The sequence below is a fragment of the Actinomadura sp. 21ATH genome (genome assembly GCF_041951345.1).
Lineage (GTDB): Bacteria > Actinomycetota > Actinomycetes > Streptosporangiales > Streptosporangiaceae > Spirillospora.
The window spans coordinates 13,462-35,891 of the sequence record NZ_JBGNUR010000002.1; the positions used below are offsets into that span (position 1 = coordinate 13,462).

The window sequence follows — 22,430 nt, forward strand, 5'->3', positions numbered from 1 at the left end:
GCGGATGTGAGCCCTCTTACATTTCGGGGCACTCCGCCCCACCCCCTTCAGGAGCCCGAATGCGCCTGCTGCCAACGCTCACCTCCGCCGCGCTGACCGCCGCGCTGGTCACCGCCCCCGCGGCGCACGCCGCGCACGCGGCGCACGCCGCGCACGCGGCGCCGCCCGCGCCGCCCGCCGCCCGGCAGGTCCAGGCCCCGGCCGACCTGCTCCAGGGGACGGCCAACTTCCGCGACCTGGGCGGGTACCGGACGTTCCACGGCTTCCGCGTCGAGAGCGGGCTCGTGTACCGCGCCGACGCGCTCAACCACACCACCGACGCCGACCTGGAGACGCTGGCCGGCCTCGGCGTGCGGCGGGTCGTCGACTTCCGCACGCCGCTGGAGGTGAGCACCGACGGCGCCGACCGGCTGCCCGCCGGGCTGGCGTCCACCGCCCGGCCGGTCAGCGACACCGGGATGTTCCAGGAGCTGATGGGCGCCATCGCGTCCAAGGACCCGGCCCGGCAGGAGGCCGTCCTCGGCGGCGGGCGCGGCGAGGAGATCATGCGGAGGCTGTACCGGAGCTTCGTCACCGATCCCGGGTCGCGCGCGATGTTCGGGCAGACGATCCGCGACCTGGCGGACCGTTCGGCGACCCCGCTGGTGTTCCACTGCACCAGCGGCAAGGACCGCACCGGCTGGCTGAGCTACGTCCTCCTGGAGGCCCTCGGCGTCCCGCACCGCGCCGCCCAGCGCGACTTCCTGCTGTCCAACGACTACCGCCGCGCCGCGGACGCCACCGCCCGCGAGCGGCTGAAGGCCGGCGGCTACATGCAGAACCCCGACCTGCTCGTCCCGATGCAGGAGGTGCGGGCCGGCTACCTCGCGGCGTCCCTCGACCAGGTGCGGCGCTCGTACGGCTCGCTCGACCGCTACCTGCGGTACGGGCTCGGCGTCGACCCGCGCACCCAGGCGCGCCTGCGCCACCGCCTGCTCACCCGCTGACCGGTGCCCGGACGTCCCGCCCGCCTCGCTCGACCCGCTCGCCGGGGTCGTCGAGCGGGCGCACCCGCCTGGTGGCCGCCCGCCAGAGGACGTCCGGCATGAACAGCGACTGCGGCGGGGCGGTGAGGCCCAGGACTCCGACCATGCGCTCGCAGGCGCGCCGGTCGACGTTGGCGAGCCTGACGACGCGGGCCACGTAGGCGTTGACGGCGCGGGTGCGCAGCCCGGCCTCGGCGCCCCTGGTGGTGGCGTAGCGCAGGTCCTCCCCGGTCGCGATCAGCCACGGCCCGGCCGCGTTCCCGGCGATCCGCCGCGCGAGCCGGGCCGGGGAGTCGCCGCGGCGCAGCCCGGCGTCCAGCGTCAGCGCGGAGATCGCGGCGACGCTCATGCCCTGGCCGTACAGCGGGTTGAACGCGCACACCGAGTCGCCGAGCGCGACGAAGCCGGCCGGCGGGCGCGACAGCTTCTCGTAGTGGCGGCGGTGGTTGGCGGTGCGCCGGTAACTGGTGATCGGCGTCAGCGGCTCGGCGTCCCTGATCGCCTCGTACAGGTGCGGGGCGCGTAGCGAGCGGGCGAACTCCAGGAACCCCTCGTCGTCGGTCGGCGGGTAGTCGCCGGCCATGCCGAAGAGGCTGACGATCCACCGACCGCCCTCCTGCGGGAAGAGCGCGCCGGTCCGGGTGCCGTGGGGCGCGTCCGCCTGGAGGTAGAGGGCCTTCCAGCCCGGGTCGAAGCCGGCCGGGATCGCGTAGCGGCGGCTCGCGTATCCCAGCAGCGGGTCGACGTGCGTCTGCGCCGGCTCCGGGAAGCCGAGCCGGGCCAGCCACTCGGGCGCCCGCGAGCCGCGGCCGGTCGCGTCCACGACGAGGTCGCCCGCCAGCGGCTCGGCGGCCGCGCGGGTGCCGTGCTCGCGCGCCTCGACGCCGGTGACCCCGCCGCCGGGCGCGGCCTGGAGCAGGCCGGTCACCTCGCGGCCGTCCAGCACCTCCACGTTGGCGATGTCCGCCAGCCGGGCGCGGACGGAGTGGTCGAGCAGCTCGCGGCTGAAGGCCAGCAGGCGGGTGACGTCGAACCTGCGGCGCCAGCCGCCCGGCGTCATCCAGAGCAGGTCGGACGGCACCCCGATGTCGGGCACCCCCGCGGCCAGCAGTTCCTTCTCCAGTCCGGGGAACAGCTGCTCGGCGATCTCCAGGCCGCGGTTCCACAGGACGTGCAGGTGCCGGCCCTGCGCCACGCCCGGCCGGTACGCGGCCTCGTCCGGGAAGCGGTCGCGCTCGACGAGCGTGACGCGCTCGAAGTGGTCGCTCAGGACGCGGGCGGCCAGCAGGCCGGCCAGGCTGCCCCCGATGACGACGGCGTGCTCGCGGGGTGTGCTCACAGGCGGTGCCTCCAGGCTCTAGGACGTGACCGGCCGCTCTCGGGACGCGGCGCCCGGCCGCGCGGCCGGCCCGGACGGCGCCGGCGGCTCGGGCCGGGGCAGCTCGCCCAGCGCCAGCGCGACCGCGCCGTCGTAGCCGAGCCGCCCGGCCTCCGCGTGCAGCGCCTCGTACCCGGCGTCGCCCAGGGCCGCGCGCGCCCGCGTCTCGCACTCGTGGTGCGGCCCGTTGAAGTAGGCCGAGCCGAACAGCGGGAGCCCGACCGTGCGCCAGATCCGCCCGGCGGCGCCCTGCAGCGCGGCGGCGTCGCGGGGCCGGCCGGCCAGCATCTCGATCAGGGCGAGCAGCTCGACCGCCAGCACGGTGCACACCAGGTCGTGGAAGGCGTGGCTGAGCCGCGCGCACTCGCGCGCGAGCCGGGTCGCCTCGCCGGGCCGGCCGGCGGTGAGGGCCGCGAACGCCAGCACGTAGACCGCGTACGCCTTCACCCAGTGCTCGCCGTGCCGCTCGCAGATCTCGCGGACCTCCTCGCACATCCGCGCCGCGGCGGCGAGGTCGCCCTGGAACGCGGTGTTCATCGCGTACTCGACCCGGGCCATGATGACGCCGCAGTCCAGCTCGCCTAGCGCCTCGTAGCGGGCGAGCGTCTCCTTGAAGAGGACCTCCGCGCGCGCGTGCTCGTCGTTCACCAGGGCGACGCAGCCCAGCCGGTGGACGGCGGCGGCCTCCGCCGCCTCGTCGCCGATCTCGCGGGCCAGCGCCCGGCTCGCCTCCAGATAGGCGGTCGCGCCGTCGCCGTCGCCCTGCTTGATGGCGACGTAGCCGTTCACCCACAGGGCCTTGGCGCGCGTGCCGGTCGCGTCCGGGTCCAGGGCCAGGGCGCGGTCCAGCCAGAGGCGCCCCTCGCCGAGAAGGCCGCAGCCGACCCAGTAGAACCACAGGGCGGCGGCCATGCGCAGGCCGTCGCGCGCCTGGCCTGGGGCGGTCAGGGAGTACTCCAGCGCCGCGGCGACGTTGGCGTGCTCCTCGTTCAGGACGCGGAACACCTCCTCCTGCGAGGAGCCGAACCAGCGCCGCTCGCCCCGTTCGGCGAGCCCGAGGTAGTGGTCGCGGTGCCGCCGCGCGACCGCGTCCCGCTCGCCCAGCTCGCGGAGCCAGTCGGCGCCGTACTCGCGCAGGGTGTCCGGCAGCCGGTACCGGACGCTGGACCCGGCGGCGTACCGGGTCAGGACCGACTTGGCGGTGAGGGCGTCCAGCAGCGCGGGCACCTCGCCGGCGGGCAGCGCGCCGCCGCCGCACACGCCCTCGGCCGCGCGCGCGTCGAAGCCGCCCGGGAACACCGACAGGCGCGCCCACAGCAGCCGCTCGCGCGGGGCGCACAGCTCGTGGCTCCAGCCGACCGCGGTGCGCAGCGCCCGGTGCCGGGCCGGCGCGTCCGGGTCGTCGCCGACCAGCAGCGCGAACCGGTCGTCCAGCCCGGCCACCAGCTCGTCCAGCGGCAGCGCCGCGAGCCGCCCGGCGGCCAGCTCGATCGCCAGCGGCAGGCCGTCGAGGCGCCGGCACAGCCGGGCCGCCCGCTCCGCGTTCGCCTCGGTGACGGCGAACCCCGGCACGGCGGCCGCCGCGCGCTGCTCGAACAGCGCCACCGCGTCCGGGCGGCGCCCCGCACCTGCCTGGACGGCCAGCGGGCGGACCGCCATCGTCCGCTCGCCCGCCGCCCCGAGCGGCTGCCGGCTCGTGGCGATCACGCGCAGTTCCGGGGCGGCCTCCAGCAGGCTCTCGGCCAGCAGCGCGCACGCGCCGGCCAGATGCTCGCAGGTGTCCAGGACCAGCAGCGCCCGCCGGCCGGCCAGGTCCTCGGCGATGACGTCGAGGCGGGAGCGGGCCGTCTGGTCGACGATCCGCAGCGCCCGGCCGACGGCGTGGCCCAGCAGCGCGCCGTCCCGCAGGCCGGACAGCTCGACCAGCCACACCCCGTCGGGGAACTCGCCGGACATCTCGCGCGCGGCGCGCAGCGCCAGCCTGGTCTTGCCGACGCCGCCGGCGCCGGTCACCGTCACCAGCCGGGACCGCCGGCACAGTCCGGTGAGCTCGGCGATCTCCGCGTGGCGCCCGATGAACCCGGTCGTCTCGGCCGGCAGGTTCCCGGCCTGCCGGGTCGTGCGTGCGGTCATGCCTGCCTCGCTTCGGCTCGGTGGGAGCGGCCGGCGGCCGGCGCCGGCGCCGGCGCCGAGGGAAGGCCGAAGCGCACGACGAGCGCGCCCGCCTCGTCGTCCGGGCGCCCCGACACGTGTTCGAGGAGATCGGCCAGCAGGCCGTCCAGCAGCAGGTCCGGATCGTCGCGCAGGCGCTCCGCCGCCCGGTCGGCCAGCGGGAACGCCGCGCCGCCGGCGCCGCGCGCGCCGGCCAGCCCGTTCGAGCAGATGAGGAGCCGGTCGCCGGCGGCGAGGGGGACCGCCGTGGTCTCGCACCAGCCGTCCCCCAGGTCAAGCAGGCCCAGCGGCGGTACGACCGGCAGCGGCGACACCGGCTGCACCCGCCCGTCGCGCAGCAGCAGCGGCGCCGGATGGCCGCACGACACCAGCTCCAGCCGGCCGTCCTCGCGGACCGACGCCAGCAGCGCCGCGACGAAGTCGTCCGCGCCGCCGGGATGCGCCAGCACCGCGTGCAGCCGCTCGGCGACGCCGGGCAGCGTCGGCTCGTGCGCGGCGAGCTCGCGGAAGGCCGTCACCACGTCGGCGGCCGCCCGCGCCGCGTCCGGCCCCTTGCCCAGGGCGTCGGCCATCAGGATCCGGAGCCCGAACGGCGAGTCCACCACCGCCCGCTCGTCGCCCCCGCCGCGCGCCCGCTCGGCGGCGGGGAGGCGGCGGCTCCTGACCCGGATCCCGGTCCGCTCCGGTCCCGCCGGGCCCAGCATGTCGATCAGCAGGTCGCGGGACCGGTCGGGCGACTCGCTGGTGAGCGACAGCCGCTCCATCACCCGCAGGTGCCGGTCCAGATCGTCGATCTTCTCCAGGTACACCGCGCCGACGAGGTTCTCCAGGTACGCCACGTCGGGCACCCCCGGATCGGGGAACCGCAGGATGCTGAACGCCCCGCCCTCCGCGGCGTGCGCGCCGAACCGGAACGGCATGACCTGGATGGTGACGTTCGGGAGCTGGGAGAGGGCGAGCAGGTACTCCAGCTGCTCCCGCATCACCTCGACGCCGCCGAGCGGGCGGCGCAGCGCCGCCTCGTCGATGACCGTCCACAACCGCAGCGCCCGCGGTCCCCACAGCCGCCGCTGCCGCCGCATCCGCAGCTCGACCCGGCGCTCGATCTCCGCGTCCGGCGCCTCCGGATGGCCGAGCCGGAAGACGGCGCGCGCGTACTCGGGCGTCTGCACGATCCCGGGCACGAACTGGATCTCGTACGTCCGGATGAGCGACGCCGCCTCCTCCAGGCCCAGATAGGTCTGGAACCAGTGCGGCAGCACGTCGCCGTGCCGGTGCCACCAGCCGGGGACGTTGCTCTCCCGCGCCCAGCGCAGCAGCGTCTCGCGGGAGGAGCCCGCGCCGACGCCGTACAGGGTGAGCAGGTCGGCCACGTCGCGTTCCTTGAACCCGACGCGCCCCAGCTCCAGCCGGCTGATCTTGGACTCGGAGGCCCGGATGGCGTACCCGGCGTCCTGCCTGGTCACTCCGGCGGCCTCGCGCAGCCGCCGCAGCTCCCCGCCCAGCACCAGCCGCCGCACCGTCGAACCGGGGGCATGGTCCTCGACGGTCACGCTCGCCTCCCCACGCCGATGCCGGCGCCACCGGCCACGGCGTCCCCGGCGGCGCTCGCTGGCAGTGTGCCACCGATGCTTGCGCGTTCAAGGACGATGGCCGGATCGTGCCATCGCGCTGGTGGGAGGCGGAACGCCCGTCTAGGGCGCGGGCGGGCCCAGGCTCAGCGACAACCGCGCCTCCGCGATGAGCGCCGAGGCGCGCGGGAAGTCGGTGAGGGCTCCCCCCAGCACCTCCAGCGCGGCGAGCGGCACCTCGGCCGCGGCGCCCCGCGCCGCCAGGACGCCGGCCGCCCAGCCGGCGCAGCCGGTGAACAGGTCCGGGTCGTCCACGTAGAGGGCGGCGGCCAGGGACTCGATGAGGAAGTCGATCCACTCGAAGTCCTGCTCGGTGCGGTCCGGGAAGCGGGCCGCCATCGCCGCGTAGGCGTCGCGCTCCAGCCTGCCCGCGGTACGGGCCAGCAGCGCGTACTCCTCGACCGCCGGAGGGGGCGTCCGGACGCCGCGTTCCGGTGCCCGCCCGCCGCCGGCGCCCTTCTCCAGCCAGGCCGCCGCCGCGCGGGCGTCGGGCGCCCAGCCCCCCGCGTCGAGCAGGAGCGCGTAGCGCCCGCCGGGACCGAACGCGGGCCCGCCCGCCAGCACGGGGACCCCGAGGTCGGCGGCCGCGGCGATGGCGCGGTGCGCGGCGGGCAGCCGGCCGGCGAGCGAGGCCGACAGCGCGAGCGCGTCGGGCCGCGTCCGGCGCAGGTGGACGGCCAGGTACCGGGCGGGGACGTGGGCGCCGAGGTAGTCGACCTCCCAGCCGTTGAGGCGGAGGACCTCGGCGACCAGCCGGGCCGGGAGGGCGTGCCACTCCCCCTCGGCGCACGCGACGGTGACCCGCCGGTCCGCGGGGGCGTCGGCGGGCACCGGCCACGCCGGGTGGTGGGCCAGCGCCGCGATCACCCGTTCGCTGACGGCGGTCGCCACGTGCTCCTGGACGACGGTGATCCGGTCGGCCGCCCATTCCCGGCCGATCCGGTCCTGGACCGCGCCGATGACCCCGAGGAGCAGGTCCTCCGGGGCCGTCCCGGCCTCCAGCGCCTCCGCCGCCGCCGCCACCGCCGACCGTTCCCGGCCCGTGGTGACCATGTCCCAGAACCGCTCGGCCAGGGGCCGGGCGGTGGGCGGTTCGTTCATCGAGACTCCCTGCCTCGTCGCCGCCGTGTCACGTGCCGGCGGGCGCCTCGCCGCGCGCCGCGCTGATGGCGACGACGGCCATGTCGTCGTGGTCGCCGCCGCCCACCCATCGGGACGCCAGCGTCTGGACCCGTTCCACCACGGCCTCGCACGGGACGCCGGCGCATCCGGCCAGGACGTCCCGCAGCCGCCGTTCCCCGAACATCTCGCCCCCGGCCGCCCTGTTCCTGGCCTCGGTGACGCCGTCGGTGTAGAGGAGGCAGGTGTCGCCGGGCCGCAGGACGGTCGTCACCGTGCGCGATTCGATCTCCTCCATGCAGCCGATCAGGTCGCCGCGGCCGGGTGCCCGCTCGACCCGGCCGTCCGTACGGACGATCAGCGGCGGCGGATGCCCGGCCGCGGTCAGCCGCAGCCGGACGCCGGCGTCCACGCGCCGGATCGAGGCCAGCACCAGGGTGGCGAACCGGGGGTCCTGGTCGGCGGGCCCGAGGGCCAGCAGGAGCCCGTTGAGCAGGCCCAGCACCCGCGGGTGATCGTCGGCCATCGGCAGCAGGACCCGCAGCGCCGCGCGGAGCTTCCCGGTGACGATGGCCGCCTCCAGGCTCTTCCCGCACACGTCGCCGAGGACCACCAGCGACCGGCGGCTGCGGCCCGCGGCGGGGAAGATCTCGTAGAAGTCGCCGCCGATCTTGTCGTCGGCGCTCGCGACGACGCAGCCGGCGGCCAGCTCGGCGCCGTCGAGCCGGCGGACGCGGGGCGGCGCCAGCTCGCGGGCCAGCAGATCGGTGATCGAGTTCTTCTCCTCGCACAGCCGGCCCGCCGAGATCGCCGCGCCGGCGATCCCGGCGAAGAGGCGGGCGAACGCCTCCTCGTCCTCGCCGAAGCCGCCGGCCGGCCCGGAGCCGCCGCGCAGCAGGATCAGCACGCCCAGCGGCGCGCCGTGCCCGGTCAGCGGTGTCACCAGCAGCGACCGGAAGGCACCGAAGCCGGCGAACCCGTCGAGCGTCTCCAGTTCCCCTGGCGGCACGCTCGCCGGCTCCACCCAGGTGCTCCGCGGCGGCGGCAGCCCCTCGAGCGTCTCGGCGAGCCCGGGGACGTCCGCCGGGTCGAGCCGCAGGTCCCGCCGCACGGCGGGACCCGCGGACCGGCAGAAGGCGACGGGATAGCCGCGGGCGGACGCCGGGCCGATCACGAGCGCGGCGTCGGCGAGGTGCCGGGCGGCCAGCACCGCCGCCGTCTCCAGGCAGTGGCCGAAGTCGAGCGACGACAGCAGCCGGCGGGACGTCTCGGCGAGCAGGGCGCCGCGCTCCCGCTCGCGCCGCAGCGCCCGCTCGGCCCGGATCGCGGCCGTGTCGTCGGCCAGCCACCAGACGGTCCCGGAACCGGCCTCCGCCGGGTACGCCGTGAAGCCGCGCTCGCCGACCGGGCCGGCCGCCGGCTCCCGCGTCCCGGCCGCGGTGTTCGCGCGGTGAGCGCGGGCGAGCCACTCCGGCGCCACGGCGGCGAGCGCGGCACCGGGGCGGGCGTCCGGGAACAGGTCGCGGGCCGCGGCGTTGGCCGCGGCCAGCATGCCCTCCCGTGCCACCACCAGCGCGGGCTGCGGGGCGCCCTCCAGCATTCGTGCCTCGGCCGGCGACGGGGGAAGAAGGCCGGCCGTTTCCTCTGCTCTCGCAGGACTCACCTCATCCGAAGCGGCCTCACTCTCAGGAACTCAGAGGTCCCCGACTGTAGCCGCGGATCCGCTCCGGCATCGCCCGAACACGAAGAGTCGTATCAAAGTGCGGCGCGAGCAGGCGTGAGGAGGCATGAGGAGGTGTGAGGAGGGGCGCGAGGGGCGCGAGGAGGCGCGAGGCGCGAGGCGCGAGGCGAGCGGCTCGCGCTCAGACGCCGGACGGGACGGTCTCCAGCTCGTCGTACCGGACGGCCGCCTCCATGTGCAGCGGCTCCAGGGCGGAGGTGCGGCGGAACCAGCACAGGGCGTCGTACCGGTCGGCGAGCCTGGTGGGCACGTAGTTGCGGCGGTCGCGCGTCGGGTCGTACACGACGCCGACGGCCCGGTGGCCCCGCGTCTCGGTGAACCAGTCCGCGCCCGGCCGGTCGGCGAAGACGAACAGGCCGCGGTCCACGCCGGACGCCTCCAGCAGTGCCTCGGCCGAGTCCGGCCGCGGCCCCGGCATGGTCATCCGTTCCATCGGGTCGCCCCAGCGCGGCGCCGCGATCACCTCGCCGTGCCCGCCGGCGAAGCCGACCGCCACGACGCGGTCGCGGCCCATCCGCTCCCGCGCCAGCTGCCCGAGGTTGACCATCCCGCTCGCCGCCATGCTCGTCGCGCGGGCGTCGCCGATGTGGGTGTTGTGGGCCCAGACCACCGCGCGGGCGCCCGGCCCGTGGAAGTCCAGCAGCCGGTCCAGGGTGTCGGCCATGTGGGTGTCCCGGACGTTCCACGCGTCCGGGCCGCCGCCGATCATCGCCCGGTAGTACCGCTCCGCGCCCGCGGCCACCTCGGCGTTCTGCCGGGCGTTCAGGTCTCCGGCCGGGTCGGCGCCGCCCGGCCGGCGCAGCCGGGTGAGCAGGGCCAGCACCTCCTCCTCGCAGCCCCCGGGGACCAGCCGGTTCCAGGCGTACGACTGCGGGTCCTCGCCGTAGGGCTGGAAGCAGCGGTACGCGTCGAGCGCGGTGCCCACGTACTCGGGCCGGTGGTCGGACAGGTGGGTGATGATCGCGCGGAGCGACTCCCAGAGGGAGTAGACGTCCAGCCCGTAGAAGCCGACCCGCGGGCCGTCGTTGTGGTCGCGCAGCCAGCGGCAGAAGTTGACGGTCTCCTGGTTGGCCCACATCCAGGTGGGCCAGCGCCGGTAGCCGTCCAGCGCCGCCCTCGGGTCCGCCGGGGCGCCCTCGGCCCTGGTCACGCTGGCGTTCACGGCCCAGCAGTCGGGCCAGTCGCCCTCCACCGCGACGAACGAGAACCCGCGCTCGGCGATCAGCCGCTTCGTCAGCGCCGCCCGCCACGCGTAGTACTCGTGCGTCCCGTGGCTCGCCTCTCCCAGGAGGACGCACCGCGCGTCGCCGATGCGGTCCATCAGCGGATCGAGGTCCTCCGCGTACTCCAGCGGGAGCGCGGACTCCCGTACGGCGTCGGCGTCGCTCACCGTTCCCCCTTGGGACCTTCGGCGCGCTCCCCCGCCCGCCGCGGCCGCCTGTGCTCGTCCCGGCATCCACCTCACCCCCTACGCGGTGTGCTCTTCCTACGCCGCGTTCCCCGCGAGGAGCCCGTAATGCCACGAACCGCCACCCTTTGCCTCATGTTGGCGGTCTCCGGCCGGGGAGGTGAGGGGAGGGGTCAGGCGCGGGACGGGAGGCGGACGACCGTGACGAAGAAGTCGTCGATCTGCCGTATCGCGGCGATGAACTGCTCGAAGTCGACCGGCTTGGTGACGTAGGCGTTGGCGTGCAGGCGGTAGCTGCGCAGGATGTCCTCCTCGGCGGAGGACGTCGTCAGCACCACCACCGGGATGGAGGCCAGCTCCTCGTCCTTCTTGATCTCCTCCAGGACCTGGCGGCCGTCGTACTTCGGCAGGTTGAGGTCCAGCAGGATCAGGTCGGGACGCGGGGCGCTCTCGTGGGCTCCCCGGCGGTAGAGGAAGTCGAGCGCCTCCAGGCCGTCGCGGACCACGTGCAGGACGTTGCCGACCTTGTTCTCCTCGAACGCCTCGCGGGTCATCAGCTCGTCACCGGGGTCGTCCTCGACCAGGAGCACCTCGATGGGCCGGGCGGAATCGGTCATTGTTCGGCTCCCTCGGAGACGGTGGCGGCGGCGGGCGTCTCGGACTCGACGGCGGCGGTGCGGGGCAGGAAGAAGCGGATGCTCGTCCCCTCGTCCCGGTCGCCGGTGTCCAGCCAGATCCGCCCGCCGTAGTTCTCGACGATCTTCTTGCAGAGTGCCAGCCCGATGCCGGTGCCGGTGTACGCCTCGCGGTTGTGGAGGCGCTGGAAGATCACGAAGATCTTGTCGGCGAACTCGGGCGGCACCCCGATCCCGTTGTCGGTGACCGCCAGCTCCCAGCCCTCGGCGGTCTCCTCGCAGTCGATCCGCACGACGGGCGCCCGGTCGGGGGCGCGGAACTTCACGGCGTTGCCGACGAGGTTCTGCCACAGCATGGTGAGCAGGCTCATGTCCCCGTCGATCACGGGCAGGGCGCCGGAACGCTCGATGCGCGCGCCGGCGTCCTCGATCGTCCCCTGGAGGTTGGCCAGCGCCTTGTCCAGCGGCTCCCCGAGGTCGAGCGGCCGGCGCTCGTCGTAGAGCCGGCCGACCCGGGAGAACGTCAGCAGGTCGTTGATCAGCACCTGCATGCGCTTGGCGCCGTCCACGGCGAACTCGATGTACTGGACGCCGCGCTCGTCGAGCTTGTCCGCGTAGCGGCGCTCCAGCAACTGGCAGAACGAGGCGACCTTCCGCAGCGGCTCCTGCAGGTCGTGGCTGGCCACGTACGCGAACTGCTCCAGCTCGGAGTTCGAGCGCCGCAGCTCCTCGGTCTGCGCGTCCAGCTCCGCGTTGGAACGGCGCAGCTCCTCGGTCTGGGAGTCGAGTTCGGCGGTCTGCCGTTCCAGCTCCCCGGCGCGTTCGGTGGACAGCGCCAGCTCATGGACGACGCGGTGCCTCATCGCCTCCACGTCGCCGGCCACGGCGCGCAGGTCGGCCGGCCCGCGCGGGGTGATGACGTGCTCGAAGTCGCCGTCGGCCACCTGGCGGGACGAGCGGCTGAGCGCCGCGAGCGGGCGGCCCACCGCGATGTGCAGGATGAGCGCCACGAGCACCGCCGCGAGCAGGATCGCCACCAGCATGGCGGCGAACGCGGCGTCCCGGACGTTCTGGTTGTGCTCGACGTCGGCCCGGCCCGCCGCGACCATCCGGTCGAGTTCGGCGCCCTCCTCGGTCCACGCGGCGCGGACCTGGTCGAACCGCGCCTTGCCGTCCCGCACCTGGGCATTCGCGACCGCGTCCGGGCCGCCCTCCCGCACCCGCTCGACCACCGGCTGGGCGTACGTGGCGCGCCAGGCGGCGGCCAGGCCGGTGAGCCGGGCCAGGTCCGCGGCGGCCTCCGGCTCGTCCCGCACCAGGCGGGCCAGCCGGGTCGCGGCCTCCCGCTCGGCGCGGACGCCGCGCTCGTACGGCTCCAGGAACGACTCGTCGCCGGCGAGCACGAAGCCGCGCACCCCGGTCTCCTGGTCGACCAGCGCCGCCTGGAGCCGGTACGCCTCGGTACGGGCGGGCGACAGCTCGTTCACCACCCGGTCGACGGCCGCGCTCGTGCGGTTCAGCAGCGTGTACCCGACCGCCCCCGAGGCCAGCACCAGCAGGCCCACCAGGCCGATCACGAGCATCAGCCACTGCTGCACCGTGAGCCCGCCACCGCGTTTCCTCCGCGTCGCCGTCATCATTCCTTCCATCCGAGGCTGAGCACGGCGACGTCGTCACCGAGCCCGCCGTAACCGGCCGACGCCTCTTCGGCCTCGGTGATCAGAAAGTCGACGAAGGGCTCGGCGGCCAGGTCGCCGCCGCGCCCGGCCAGCCGCAGCAGCCCGTCGAGATCGAGCCGCCGGCCGTCCGGCCCGGTCTCCCCCTCGAACAGCCCGTCGGTGAACAGCACCAGCTCCGTCCCGGGCCGCAGCGGGACGTCGTCCTCCTGCCAGTCGTCCATCCCCGGCAGGAGCCCGAGCGCCATCCCGCCTCTGGTCTCGACGAGCCGCGCACCGCCGTCCGGCTCGCGCACGATCATGGCCGGGTGCCCCGCCCGCAGCACCTTCGCGGTGGCCCGGTCCGGCGCGAGCGTCACGCTGGTCAGCGTGACGAAGGTCTCCTCGTCGTCCCGTTCGGCCATGAGCAACTGCTCCAGCAGCGCCAGCAGCCGCGGCCCGCGCGCCCCGGCCAGCACGAACGAGCGCCACGCCACCCGCAGGCAGACGCCCAGCGCCGCCTCGACCGGCCCATGCCCCGCCACGTCCCCGATCACCGCGTGCACGCCGTCGGGCCGCTCGACCACGTCGTAGAAGTCGCCGCCGAGCAGCGAGGTCGCGCGGCCGGGCCGGTAGCGGGCGACCACGGACACGTCGTCTGTGGTCAGCAGCGGGTTCGGCAGCAGGCCGCGTTCCAGCCGGGCGTTCTCCTCGGCCCGGAGCCGCCCGGTCTGCAGGGCGGCCGCGGCCGTCTCGGTCTGCTTACGCTGCACGGCGTACCGGATGGCCCGGCCGAGCCACTCCGGCTCCAGCTGCCCTTTGACCAGGTAGTCCTGCGCGCCCGCCGCGACCGCCGCCAGCCCGGCCTCGGCCTCGGCGAGCCCGGTCAGGACGATCACCGCGGCCTCCGGCGCCTCGGCAAGCACGACCTTGAGCGCGTCCAGCCCCTGCGCGTCGGGGAGATGGAGATCGAGGAGCACGCACCGGGAGCGCCCGCCCCCGGCCAGCGCCTCGCGCGCCTCCGCCAGCGAACGCACCCACGTCAGCCGGTTGGGCACGTTCCCGTCGATCAGCAGCTCCTCGACCAGGAGCGCGTCGCCGGCGTCGTCCTCCACCAGAAGCAGTTCGATCGACGCCGCCGCATCACCCGCCACCGCCGGAGGTACCGCCGCGTCGCGTATCGGTGACCTCGGTCCGCCGGCCGTCCCGGAGAAGACCAAACCGCCACCCATCTGCTCGTCCGCCACGTCGTCCAGCCGGGAAGAATATTTGACCCGGGGCACGTCACGCTATGTTTTCACGCTCTAGCGTCACCCCCGGGCCACACCTTCGCCGCGTCCAAGATTGCCATACGGCAAAGAACGCGCGAACCCGGCACCCCGCCCTGGGGCGCCGGACGTACCCGCGAGTAGCCCGGAACCGCCGGGCCCGGCCCGCGAGGAGCGCTTCTGGGCGCCGCCGGAGGCGGCATGGGCGTCCTCGGGGTGATCCGGATGCTTGCGAGGCGGGACCGAAGTCCCTAGTTTCGGGCGGTCGGCGTAGCGCAGAGTGAGCAGCACGTATGAACGGCGCCGTTCCCGGGCCCGGCGCCCGCGCGGGAGTCCCGGAACGCGCCCCTGGCGGTTTCGAGGTGGCCCGGTGAGCTGGTGGATTCTCGTCCGTTTCCTGCACGTCCTCTCGGCGGCCCTGTGGGTCGGCGGGCAGCTGGCCGTGTCGCTGGTGGTGCTGCCGATGGCGCGCCGGCTGCTGGAGGCCGACGAGCGGGCCGAGATGCTGTCCGGGATCGGGCGGCGGTTCGGGCTGATCACCGTGGCGGTGTTCCTGCCGGTGCAGATCGCCACGGGTGTCGCGCTGGCGGTGCACTTCGGCGTTACCTGGTCCGCTCTGGGCGAGCCGGGGTACGGCCGTACGCTCGCCGTCAAGCTGGCGCTCTTCGCCGTGGTGATGGTGGCGGCGGCGTCGCACGGGTGGGCCCATGGGCGGGGGCGTGCGGTGTTCGCACGGGCCATGGCGATCGCCTCGCTGGCGGGTTCCGTGGGGATCGTGCTCGTCGCGACGGCGCTGCCCTCGGCGTAGATCTGGACAGGTGTCTAGGCAACTGCCTAGATTGGGGTGACGCCCACGCCGGAAGGACGCCGATGCCGAGTCGCTACCACCATCTGAGCCGCGAGCAGCTCGCCGTGCTGGTGCCGGAACTGCTGCTGATCGGTCACCTGATCGACCGCGCCGGCATGCCGTACTGCCTGGAGGCGTGGGGCGAGGAGGAGATGGCCCGGGTCGCGATCGAGGAGTGGGCCGCCGCGAGCCCGATCTACACCCGGCGGATGCAGCGGGCGCTGGCGTTCGAGGGCGACGACGTGCCGACGATCTTCAAGGGCATGCAGCTCGACATCGGGGCGCCGCCGCAGTTCATGGACTTCCGCTACAGCGTCACCGACCGGTGGCACGGCGCGTTCCACCTCGACCACTGCGGGGCGCTGCTGGACGTGGAGCCGATGGGCGCGGGCATGGTCAAGAAGATGTGCCACGACATCGAGGACCCCACGTTCGACGCGACGGCCGTGGCCACCAACCCGAAGGCGCGGATGCGGCCGATCCACCGGCCGCCGCGCACCCCGGCCGACCGGCACCCGCACTGCGCCTGGACGGTGGAGATCGACCCGGACTCCCCCGGCGTCGAGCCCATCTCCGCGCTGGCGGTGAACCAGCGGTCGCATGCCGCAACGCTCGTGCTGGACGACATCGATCCCGGGCAGGAAGGGCAGGCCGACTACAGCGGGCCGCTGGTCAGCGACCTGGACTTCGGGGCTTTCTCCCACTCGGCGCTGGTGCGCATGGCCGACGAGGTCGCGCTGCAGAACCACCTGCTGAACCTGTCGTTCCAGCTGGCCGTCAGGAAGCGGGCCGGGGACGACGAGGCGCTGTTCCACCGGGTCGCGCTGCGGCAGCTCATCGGGCACGCGGGCGTCGCGGCCGAGCGGCTGCACCGGGCGCTGGGGCTGGGCGGCGGCCCGGAGGACGCGGCCTACCTCGTCGAGCTGCACCCGCTGATGAACCCGCGGCCGTACGTGGAGTTCTCCCGGGACGGCGCGGCGATCACGGTGTCGCCCTCCCTCGCCCACGAGGACGGCGGCTGGCTTCCGCTGTGCACGCCTGAGGAGCCGGACGCGCTGCGCGCGATCGTCCGCGCCGCCGACCCGCACCTGGACGTGGAGACCGCCGGCACCGCCACCGAGTGGACGGCGCGGGTCGTCCTGACCGACACGCCCGCGCGCGAGGCGGGCGAGGTCGCGGTCACCAAGTTCAGCAAGGGCGCCGGGTTCGGCTTCGAGCCGCGCAAGTCCCTGCCGCTGTTCGTGCGCTGACCCCTCACCGCGCCGCCTCCCGGGCGGCCAATGATCATGCCAGTGTTCACTGGCCTTATTCGGTCAGCGGCCTTCATCCCCGGGCCGTCCGTGCTCCTCTGTCAGGTACGCGTGTCACGCACTCCTCTCCGGCTCCCGATCTCATGAGGCCGCCCGCGCGGCGCATCCTCTGGATCCAGGCGGTCAAGGGCATCACCGCCGACGGCGTCTACGGGCCGGAGACGCGCGGCCACCTGCGCTGGGCGAAGATCCGGGACAACCAGGTCATCGGCTGTCTCTAGCCTTCGGGAGATCCCGGTGGACGGCGCCGCGCCATCCACCGGGTCAGGACGTCTCCAGGGGCGCCTCGTCGGCCAGCATGGCGTGGGTGGCCTCCTCGACGATGTCGCGCATCGCGCGCTCGGCGGCCGCGGCGTCCCCCGCCTGGACGGCCTGGGCGACCTCCGCGTGCCAGCCGATCGCCGCCGGCTCCGGGCGCGCGGGCATCAGGTGGTGGTGGGTGCGCCCGGTCAGGACGGCGGCCACCACGTCCCCCAGCGACCCCAGCATCTCGTTGCCGGACGCCTCCAGGAGCGTCCGGTGGAAGACGATGTCGGCCTCCAGGTAGGACTCCAGGTCCCCCGACCGGCCGTGGACCGCCATCTGCATGACCGAGCCGGTCAGCGTGCCGCACTGGGCGGGGGTGGCGCGCCGGGCGGCGAGGGCCGCGGCCACCGGCTCGACGCCGCGGCGCAGCTCGCTCAGCGACCTCAGCTGCTCGTCGCGCCCGTCGCCGGCGAGCCGCCAGCCGATGATCCGGGGGTCGAAGAGGTTCCAGGCCGCGCGGTCGGCGACGGTGATCCCGACCCGGCGCCGGCTGCTGACCATGCCCATGGACTCCAGCACCCGGATCGCCTCGCGGATCACCGACCGCGACACCCCGAAGCGGGCCTCCAGCTGCTCAATCCGCAGCACCAGGCCCGGCGCGAGCTCACCCGAGGTGATCTCCACGCCTAGCCGGTCGAGAACGCTGCCGTGCAGCCCGGCCGGATCGTTGTCCCCCATGGCGCCCAATCATCACATGTTTGCCCTGCTGAGCGCGAACATGGCGGCAAAGATCTGATTTATTGTCGTTGGCGTCTTCTCAGAGCAGATGACTCATGCCAAACTCATCCAAACGTCATCTGAAAGGCTCCAGGATGCATCCCACCCCCGCTCCTGCGCCGGCCGCTCCCCTGCTGGTCGTCATGGGCGTGTCGGGTTCCGGCAAGACCACCTTCGGCGCCGCGCTGGCCCGGCGGCTGGGCGTGCCGTTCGCCGACGCCGACGACTTCCACCCGCCGGCCAACATCGCCAAGATGTCGGCGGGCGTCCCGCTCGACGACGCCGACCGCCTGCCGTGGCTGCGCGCCATCGGCGGCTGGCTCGCCGGGCACGCCGGCTCGGGCGGCGCGGTGGGCTGCTCGGCGCTCAAGCGCGCCTACCGCGACCTGCTGCGGGAGTACGCGCCCGCCGTCCGGTTCGTCCACCTCGACGGCGACCCCGAGGTGGTACGGCGGCGGGTGGCCGCCCGCCCGGGCCACTTCATGCCCGCCGCTCTCGTCGACTCCCAGTTCGAGGCCCTGGAGCCGCTCGGACCCGGCGAGCGCGGCATCGTCCTCGATCTCGACAACCCCGTCGACGCCCTCGTCGACGCCTACCTCGCCGCGTCCCCGGACCCGGCTCCTCCCGCCCCCGACTCCCAGAAGGCCCCCTGATGAACGTCCTCGCCCTCGCCCCGCCGGAGCAGCCCATCGCCGGCGGCGGCCAGCTCGTCCTGGCCGCCCTCCTCGGCATCGCGCTGATCGTCCTGTCCATCACGTGGCTCAAGGTGCACCCGTTTCTGAGCCTGACCCTCGGCTCGCTGGCCGTCGGCCTGGTCGCCGGGCTGCCCACGGCCGACACCGTCACCGGGTTCGGCGAAGGGTTCGGAAGCACCGCCGCGAGCGTCGGCGCCCTCATCGCGCTCGGCGCGATGTTCGGCAAGCTGCTGGCCGACAGCGGCGGCGCCGACCAGATCGTCGACACCATCGTCGGCCGCGCCGGGCGCCGCGCCCTGCCGTGGGCGATGGCCCTGGTCGGCGCGCTGATCGGCCTGCCGATGTTCTTCGAGATCGGCCTCGTCCTGCTGATGCCGGTGATCTTCCTGGTGGCCCGCCGCTCCGGGCTGTCGCTGATCCAGATCGGCATCCCCGCGCTGGCCGGGCTGTCGGCCATGCACGGCCTGGTTCCCCCGCACCCCGGCCCGCTGGTGGCCATCGACGCGCTCAAGGCCGACCTCGGCGTCACGCTGGGCCTCGGCGTGCTGGTCGCGCTGCCCACCATCGCGCTGTCCGGGCCGCTGTTCGCCCGCTACGCCGCCCGCTGGGTCCCGGTCCCGGCGCCCGAGCTGTACGAGACCGGCGCCACGGCGGCCGGGACGGGCGCGGCCGGGGAGAAGGAGCCCGAGCGGCCGCGGCCCTCGTTCGGCCTGACCCTGGCCACGGTGCTGCTGCCGGTCGTGCTCATGATGGGCAAGGCGCTCGCCGACATCTTCGCCGCCGAGGACAGCCGCGTCCGCATCGTCCTGGACAACCTCGGCACCCCGCTGGTGGCGCTGCTCATCGCCGTCGTCGTCGCCATGTTCACCCTGGGCCTCGGCTCCGGCATGGACCGCAAGACCATCGCGACGTCCCTGGAGAAGTCGCTGCCGCCCATCGCGGGCATCCTGCTCATCGTCGCCGCCGGCGGCGGCTTCAAGCAGACCCTGATCGACACCGGCATCGGCAAGCTCGTCGCCGACTGGATGGCCGACAGCGGGCTCTCGGTGATGCTCCTGGCCTGGGTCGCCGCCGTGCTGATCCGGCTCGCCACCGGCTCGGCGACCGTCGCCACCGTCACCGCGTCCGGGATCATGGCGCCGCTCGTCCCCACGCTGAGCACCGGCGAGACCTCGCTGCTCGTCCTCGCCATCGGCGCCGGCTCGCTGTTCTTCTCCCACGTCAACGACGCCGGGTTCTGGCTGGTCAAGGAGTACTTCGGGCTGAGCGTGGGGCAGAACATCAAGACCTGGTCGCTGATGGAGACGGTCATCTCCGTGTCCGGGCTGGTGTTCGTCCTCCTGCTGAGCCTGGTCATGTAGGCTGGCCGGCGCTCGGGCCGGCCGGCCGCCGGTCAGCCCGAGCGCCACACGGCGACGTAATCGACGATCATCGGCCGGCCCGGCACCGTGGCCGGCCCCGGCGTGGCGTGCCCGGCCTCCCCGTCCGGGAAGGCGCCGCCCATGGCCACGTTGAGCAGCAGGAAGTAGCCGCCGTGGCCGGTCATGTCCTCCCACGTCGCGGCGTCCAGCCGGGACCGGCTCACGCTGTGGAACGGTTCGCCGTCCACGTACCAGCGCAGCTCGTTCGGGGCGGCCCGGCGGTCCCACTCGAACCCGTAGGTGTGCATGGCCGCCTGGCACGGCGCCCTCGGGCACGCGCGGCCGGCCCCGAGGCCCGACGGCTCGCCGCACGGCCCGCCGGGATTGGTGCCGCAGTGCAGGACGCCCCAGACGTGGTTCCTCCCGTTGACGTTCTCCATGACGTCGAACTCGCCGATCGCGGGCCAGTTCTGGTAGTGGCCGCGGTACGGGGAGCCCAGGGCCCAGAACGCGGGCCAGTAGCCCTCGGCCTGCGCGCCGACGACGTCCGGCATCCGGATCCGGCCCTCGATCCGCAGGATCCCGCCGTCGGGCGGCTTGAAGTCGGCGCGCCGCGTCTCGATCCGGGCCGAGGTCCACTCCCCGGAGGCGCTCCGCAGCGGCGTGATCAGCAGGTTGCCGGCACCGTCCAGGCCGATGTTGGCGGGATCGGCCGTGTAGCGCTGGATCTCGCCGGTCCCCCAGTTGCCGGGGCCGCCGGGGTAGCCGTGGCCGATATCGAAGATCCAGTTCTCCGCCGCGGGCGGCGCGCCCGCCGGCCCGTCGAAGTCATCGCTCCAGACCAGGCTCCAGCCGTCCGGCGGCGGCGGAACGGACGCGCCCGCCGGCGGCGGGACCACCGCCGCGAGGACCGCCGCCAGGGCGGCGAGCACGGCGGCGCGGCGGAGCGGCGGGCGGGGAGCGGTCGTCCGCGCGAGCATGGGGCCTCCAGCGGAGCGGGGAGCCTAGCGGCCTCTGCTGCGCGCCAATGTCACCCTCCTCGCCCGCCCCGTCAAGCGCCTCTGTTCGGAGCAGTTCTCCACCGGTACGGGACGGCAGGTCACCAGCCAGCGGTCGGTCCGCAGCGTTCCGGTTCCGAGGGGAACGGCACGGATCATGCCGGTATAGGCTTCCGGAGAGCAGCGATCCCTCCCCCGGCCGCAGGTTCACGTTCCGGTACCCGGTCCGCGGCAGCATGCGAATCCTTTGGGCCGTCCGGTCCGGTCCCGCCGCGCCGATGAACGTACCCAGGGTGGCGTGGCGGCACGGGCCCGGTCGGTGCGGATTCGGCGGACGGCGGCAAGGAGCGGCGGGAGATGGGCGGGAACCACGCGCACGGCACTCACGGCCACGGCGGAGACGTGCCCAAGGCTCCGCGGCCGGTGCGGATCGCGGTGCTGGCCGTCATCATCCCGGTCGCGGTGGCCACCCTCGCGGCGGTGCTGTGGATGTGGCCGGACAAGCCGGAGGCGCCGGCCGCCTCGGAGTCGGCGCTGACGAAGGTGTCCGGCACGATCGTGGGCATCGATCTCAAGCCCTGCCCCAAGCAGGTGCAGGCGGCACCGCCGGGCGAGCCGGCCTCCGACGCGCCGCCGACCGACCCGCGCCGCTGCGGCACCGCCCGGGTGGAGCTGACCTCCGGCGCCGCCGCCGGCCAGGTCGTGAGCACCGAGCTGCCCAGCGGGCCCGGCACGTCGGTGTTCACCGCCGGGGAGAAGGTGGTGCTGCTGCACGCGCCCGACTCCGCCGGCGCTCCCGGCGCGAGCCCGTACCAGCTGTCCGACCACGACCGGGCCGGCCCGCTGTGGCTGATCGGCGCGGCGTTCGCGCTGGCGGTGGTCGCGTTCGGCCGGTTGCGGGGGCTGACCGCGCTGCTGGGGCTGGCGGTCACGTTCGTCCTGCTGCTCCAGTTCCTCATCCCGGCGATCCTGGCCGGGAGCGCGCCGCTGCCGACCGCGGTCGTGTGCGCGGCCGCGATCATGCTGACGGTGCTGTACCTGACGCACGGGTTCACCATGGCCACCTCGATCGCGGTGATCGGCACCATCGCCAGCCTGACCCTGACCGGGGTGCTGGCGACGGTCGCGATCAACCTGGCGCACCTGTCGGGGATCACCGACGAGAGCTCGCTGAACCTGGACATCAGCCACAACGTCAACAGCCAGGGACTGCTGCTCGCCAGCATCATCATCGGGGCGCTGGGCGTGCTGGACGACGTCACCGTCACCCAGTCCGCCACCGTCACCGAGCTGGCGCGCGCCAACCCCGCCTACCGGTTCGCCCAGCTGTACAAGGCGGGGGCCCGGATCGGCCGCGCGCACATCGCCTCGGTGATCAACACGGTGATCCTCGCCTACGCCGGGGCGTCGCTGCCGCTGCTGCTCCTGCTGAGCATCGGGCGGCAGCCGCTGGGCGAGGTGCTGACCGGGCCCGCGCTGGCCACCGAGATCGTCCGCAGCGCCGCCGGAACCCTCGGGCTCATCGCGGCCGTGCCGATCACCACCGCCCTGGCCGCCCTGCTGCGTTCCCGCGGGCCCGGCTCCGCGGACGGCGACGGCGAGCCCGCGCGGGACGTGCCGCTCTCCGGGAACGATCGCGGTCGCCCCGTACCCGCGGCGCCCGCTCCGGACCGGGCGGATCCGGCCGCGACCGGCGGCGCGTACCCGGCGGGCGGCCGGTACCGCACGCCCCGGCGCCCGGCGACCGAACTGCCGCCCCCGTCCTGGCCCGGCGCCTCCGCCGATCCCTTCTAGCGGCACCGGCGGCTGTCCCCAGGGCCCGGGTCCCGGCACCGGGGCGTTCGACTCTTCTGTCCCGGCGGTCTCACTGCGGCACATCGACTGCGCCGTCACGGCCTCGATGGTTACTCTACGTAGCCGTTCGATTCAGCCAGTGATGGAGGTAGTCCGTGAACATCGTGCGTCGCATCGCCGTGCCGATCCTTGTGGCCGCTGCCGTCGTGACCGCGCCGGCCGTCGGCATCGCCGGCAACGCGGTGTCCGCCCAGGCAGTCGCCTGCCCGCCGGGAACGGAGGTGACCTACGACCTGACCGCCCAGAGCGGAGGGGTCGGAGTCTGCACTCCGATCGGCTGACGCAGCGCAAGAGCAGGCGGCCCGCCCTC

19 protein-coding genes are annotated in these 22,430 nt (G+C 74.7%); 8 read left to right on the forward strand and 11 right to left on the reverse strand.

The genetic code is table 11. The features are described from left to right. Positions 1-59: 59 nt before the first annotated feature. Complete coding sequence (locus ACA361_RS06740; RefSeq protein ID WP_375010934.1) at positions 60-986, forward strand: tyrosine-protein phosphatase; 927 nt, start codon at positions 60-62, stop codon at positions 984-986. Here the strand turns inward: ACA361_RS06740 and ACA361_RS06745 are convergent. The 9 genes from ACA361_RS06745 to ACA361_RS06785 all read right to left on the reverse strand — a co-directional run bounded on the left by ACA361_RS06745 (position 976) and on the right by ACA361_RS06785 (position 13,918). Continuing rightward, entirely contained in the window at positions 976-2,364 is a 1,389-nt protein-coding gene (locus ACA361_RS06745; RefSeq protein WP_375010935.1) for an NAD(P)/FAD-dependent oxidoreductase, read from the reverse strand. The genes ACA361_RS06740 and ACA361_RS06745 overlap by 11 nt on opposite strands. Positions 2,365-2,382: 18 nt before the next feature. Next, the gene (locus ACA361_RS06750) at positions 2,383-4,536 is read right to left on the reverse strand and encodes an ATPase (protein ID WP_375010936.1); all 2,154 of its coding nucleotides are present in this window, start codon (positions 4,534-4,536) and stop codon (positions 2,383-2,385) included. After that, entirely contained in the window at positions 4,533-6,128 is a 1,596-nt protein-coding gene (locus ACA361_RS06755; protein ID WP_375010937.1) for a Scr1 family TA system antitoxin-like transcriptional regulator, read from the reverse strand. The genes ACA361_RS06750 and ACA361_RS06755 overlap by 4 nt, the downstream gene beginning before the upstream one ends. A 141-nt stretch (positions 6,129-6,269) precedes the next feature. After that, complete coding sequence (locus ACA361_RS06760; protein ID WP_375010938.1) at positions 6,270-7,307, reverse strand: B12-binding domain-containing protein; 1,038 nt, start codon at positions 7,305-7,307, stop codon at positions 6,270-6,272. Between the two features lie 28 nt (positions 7,308-7,335). After that, on the reverse strand, positions 7,336-8,925 hold the full coding sequence (locus ACA361_RS06765; protein WP_375010939.1) for a PP2C family protein-serine/threonine phosphatase: 1,590 nt from the start codon (positions 8,923-8,925) through the stop codon (positions 7,336-7,338). A gap of 262 nt (positions 8,926-9,187) precedes the next feature. Next, on the reverse strand, positions 9,188-10,456 hold the full coding sequence (locus ACA361_RS06770; RefSeq protein WP_375010940.1) for an erythromycin esterase family protein: 1,269 nt from the start codon (positions 10,454-10,456) through the stop codon (positions 9,188-9,190). 191 nt (positions 10,457-10,647) lie between these two features. Then, on the reverse strand, positions 10,648-11,091 hold the full coding sequence (locus ACA361_RS06775; RefSeq protein WP_375010941.1) for a response regulator: 444 nt from the start codon (positions 11,089-11,091) through the stop codon (positions 10,648-10,650). Further along, positions 11,088-12,749 carry a CHASE3 domain-containing protein gene (locus tag ACA361_RS06780; protein WP_375010942.1) on the reverse strand — a complete coding sequence of 554 codons (1,662 nt, stop codon included), beginning with the start codon at positions 12,747-12,749 and terminating at the stop codon, positions 11,088-11,090. The genes ACA361_RS06775 and ACA361_RS06780 overlap by 4 nt, the downstream gene beginning before the upstream one ends. Beyond that, positions 12,746-13,918: a PP2C family protein-serine/threonine phosphatase gene (locus tag ACA361_RS06785; protein WP_375010943.1), complete on the reverse strand. Its 1,173-nt coding sequence runs from the start codon at positions 13,916-13,918 to the stop codon at positions 12,746-12,748. Before ACA361_RS06785 ends, ACA361_RS06780 begins: the two co-directional genes overlap by 4 nt. 484 nt (positions 13,919-14,402) lie before the next feature. Here ACA361_RS06785 and ACA361_RS06790 point away from each other — a divergent pair, with 484 nt between their 5' ends. The 3 genes from ACA361_RS06790 (at position 14,403) to ACA361_RS06800 (ending at position 16,410) form a co-directional block, all read left to right on the forward strand. Then, positions 14,403-14,840, forward strand: coding sequence for a hypothetical protein (locus tag ACA361_RS06790; RefSeq protein WP_375010944.1), 438 nt, complete (start codon positions 14,403-14,405; stop codon positions 14,838-14,840). Between the two features lie 62 nt (positions 14,841-14,902). After that, positions 14,903-16,129 (forward strand): hypothetical protein, encoded by a 1,227-nt coding sequence (locus ACA361_RS06795; RefSeq protein WP_375010945.1) that lies wholly within the window; start codon positions 14,903-14,905, stop codon positions 16,127-16,129. A 143-nt stretch (positions 16,130-16,272) separates the two neighbouring features. Further along, positions 16,273-16,410 carry a hypothetical protein gene (locus tag ACA361_RS06800; RefSeq protein WP_375010946.1) on the forward strand — a complete coding sequence of 46 codons (138 nt, stop codon included), beginning with the start codon at positions 16,273-16,275 and terminating at the stop codon, positions 16,408-16,410. A 43-nt stretch (positions 16,411-16,453) separates the two neighbouring features. Here ACA361_RS06800 and ACA361_RS06805 read toward each other — a convergent pair whose 3' ends face one another. Then, positions 16,454-17,173 (reverse strand): FadR/GntR family transcriptional regulator, encoded by a 720-nt coding sequence (locus ACA361_RS06805; RefSeq protein WP_375010947.1) that lies wholly within the window; start codon positions 17,171-17,173, stop codon positions 16,454-16,456. Between the two features lie 134 nt (positions 17,174-17,307). Here ACA361_RS06805 and ACA361_RS06810 point away from each other — a divergent pair, with 134 nt between their 5' ends. Together ACA361_RS06810 and ACA361_RS06815 are read left to right on the forward strand one after the other, a co-directional pair. Beyond that, a complete protein-coding gene (locus ACA361_RS06810) occupies positions 17,308-17,865 on the forward strand; it encodes a gluconokinase (RefSeq protein WP_375010948.1) in 558 nt (185 codons plus the stop codon). After that, positions 17,865-19,268 carry a GntP family permease gene (locus tag ACA361_RS06815; RefSeq protein ID WP_375010949.1) on the forward strand — a complete coding sequence of 468 codons (1,404 nt, stop codon included), beginning with the start codon at positions 17,865-17,867 and terminating at the stop codon, positions 19,266-19,268. Before ACA361_RS06810 ends, ACA361_RS06815 begins: the two co-directional genes overlap by 1 nt. A 32-nt stretch (positions 19,269-19,300) precedes the next feature. On the opposite strand, the gene ACA361_RS06820 is transcribed toward ACA361_RS06815, so the two are convergent. Beyond that, positions 19,301-20,248 (reverse strand): glycoside hydrolase family 16 protein, encoded by a 948-nt coding sequence (locus ACA361_RS06820; RefSeq protein ID WP_375010950.1) that lies wholly within the window; start codon positions 20,246-20,248, stop codon positions 19,301-19,303. Between the two features lie 375 nt (positions 20,249-20,623). Here ACA361_RS06820 and ACA361_RS06825 point away from each other — a divergent pair, with 375 nt between their 5' ends. Together ACA361_RS06825 and ACA361_RS06830 are read left to right on the forward strand one after the other, a co-directional pair. Continuing rightward, on the forward strand, positions 20,624-22,060 hold the full coding sequence (locus ACA361_RS06825; RefSeq protein WP_375010951.1) for a YibE/F family protein: 1,437 nt from the start codon (positions 20,624-20,626) through the stop codon (positions 22,058-22,060). Positions 22,061-22,215: 155 nt separating this feature from the next. Continuing rightward, on the forward strand, positions 22,216-22,401 hold the full coding sequence (locus ACA361_RS06830) for a hypothetical protein (RefSeq protein WP_375010952.1): 186 nt from the start codon (positions 22,216-22,218) through the stop codon (positions 22,399-22,401). Positions 22,402-22,430 lie beyond the last annotated feature (29 nt).

Bases quoted from the DNA above. Each gene is read 5' to 3' on its own strand.
- ACA361_RS06815 (WP_375010949.1), top strand. From the start codon at position 17,865: ATGAACGTCCTCGCCCTCGCCCCGCCGGAGCAGCCCATCGCCGGCGGC.
- ACA361_RS06740 (WP_375010934.1), top strand. From the start codon at position 60: ATGCGCCTGCTGCCAACGCTCACCTCCGCCGCGCTGACCGCCGCGCTG.
- ACA361_RS06810 (WP_375010948.1), top strand. From the start codon at position 17,308: ATGCATCCCACCCCCGCTCCTGCGCCGGCCGCTCCCCTGCTGGTCGTC.
- ACA361_RS06800 (WP_375010946.1), top strand. From the start codon at position 16,273: ATGAGGCCGCCCGCGCGGCGCATCCTCTGGATCCAGGCGGTCAAGGGC.
- ACA361_RS06805 (WP_375010947.1), bottom strand. From the start codon at position 17,173: ATGGGGGACAACGATCCGGCCGGGCTGCACGGCAGCGTTCTCGACCGG.
- ACA361_RS06780 (WP_375010942.1), bottom strand. From the start codon at position 12,749: ATGATGACGGCGACGCGGAGGAAACGCGGTGGCGGGCTCACGGTGCAG.
- ACA361_RS06765 (WP_375010939.1), bottom strand. From the start codon at position 8,925: ATGCTGGAGGGCGCCCCGCAGCCCGCGCTGGTGGTGGCACGGGAGGGC.
- ACA361_RS06825 (WP_375010951.1), top strand. From the start codon at position 20,624: ATGGGCGGGAACCACGCGCACGGCACTCACGGCCACGGCGGAGACGTG.
- ACA361_RS06795 (WP_375010945.1), top strand. From the start codon at position 14,903: ATGCCGAGTCGCTACCACCATCTGAGCCGCGAGCAGCTCGCCGTGCTG.
- ACA361_RS06820 (WP_375010950.1), bottom strand. From the start codon at position 20,248: ATGCTCGCGCGGACGACCGCTCCCCGCCCGCCGCTCCGCCGCGCCGCC.
- ACA361_RS06750 (WP_375010936.1), bottom strand. From the start codon at position 4,536: ATGACCGCACGCACGACCCGGCAGGCCGGGAACCTGCCGGCCGAGACG.
- ACA361_RS06775 (WP_375010941.1), bottom strand. From the start codon at position 11,091: ATGACCGATTCCGCCCGGCCCATCGAGGTGCTCCTGGTCGAGGACGAC.
- ACA361_RS06760 (WP_375010938.1), bottom strand. From the start codon at position 7,307: ATGAACGAACCGCCCACCGCCCGGCCCCTGGCCGAGCGGTTCTGGGAC.